Source organism: Escherichia sp. TW14182 (assembly GCF_000208525.1).
Classification (GTDB): domain Bacteria; phylum Pseudomonadota; class Gammaproteobacteria; order Enterobacterales; family Enterobacteriaceae; genus Escherichia; species Escherichia ruysiae.
Map to the genome: position 1 here is coordinate 1 of NZ_AEJZ01000465.1, position 586 is coordinate 586.

The 586-nt window shown below is 44.0% G+C and carries 1 pseudogene; it reads right to left on the reverse strand.

Features of this window, described 5'->3' with window-relative positions:
• Positions 1-586 (reverse strand): annotated as a pseudogene (locus tag EQY_RS0123270) (bifunctional DNA primase/helicase); the annotation flags it as partial.

Here is a 586-nt window from a genome sequence, read left to right on the forward strand (position 1 = left end):
AACAACAGGTAATCCGGCGACCTGTCCAAAGGTGCGCTTCCAGCCCGCCTCTGATCCTTTGGTTGGATCTACGCCTTCATAGTTGTCACGACCGCACAGCCGCCAGCAAAAATCAATCAATGTTGATTTACCCGTTCCGGGCTCCCCGGTGACTTCAAGGAAGGGGAAGGATTCTTCTTTATCCCGGATTTGTTCACTGAACAGCGAACCCAGCCAGAAAGCCAGGGTAATAATTCCCTTTTCGCCAAAAGCCAGCCAGAGATCTTCCACCCATGACGCTGTAAATTCATCCGGTTTTTTGTAGTTAATCTGTAATGTGGGTTTTTCGCTTAATGGTTTTGCGTTTATGCCATCAATTTCAAAATAATCTTCGTCATTGATTTCATAAGTTTTACCCTTGTGAACAGCAATATCATTAAACAGCCATGCCCCAATTTCCTTGTTGTATCCGATAAAATCCTGACCAATAACCTCTTTTATTGCAGGAAGGTCATTTTTTATTAATGCGTCAAGCTGCGTAGTCGTTCCGGTATAAATGCCGCCTTTTGCCACATGTAACAGGCGTTTTTTAAATTCAGATGCGGAT